1 protein-coding gene is annotated in these 203 nt (G+C 49.8%); it reads right to left on the bottom strand.

The features are described from left to right. A partial coding sequence (locus FC091_RS15125) for a DUF7507 domain-containing protein (protein WP_138435216.1) occupies positions 1 to 203 on the bottom strand: 203 nt, incomplete at both ends.

Genomic DNA, 203 nt, shown 5'->3' with positions numbered 1-203 from the left:
GTCAATAAGGTCAGTGGGTTACCATTGGCGTCCACGAACGTATCCGCTATCGCTACTCCGTCTAAGGTCACATTACCTGTATTGGTTACCGTGATCGTATATTCTACCGTATCTCCTAAACTTGCCCCTACTGGTGCTACATCATTGGTGATCGCTACCGTCTTAACGGCCTCGATGCTCGGGTCTTCCGCTATTGGCGTTTC

It is taken from the genome of Winogradskyella algicola, assembly GCF_005869935.1.
In the GTDB taxonomy this organism is placed as follows: Bacteria; Bacteroidota; Bacteroidia; order Flavobacteriales; family Flavobacteriaceae; genus Winogradskyella; species Winogradskyella algicola.
This window is presented reverse-complemented; position numbering and strand designations above follow the sequence as displayed.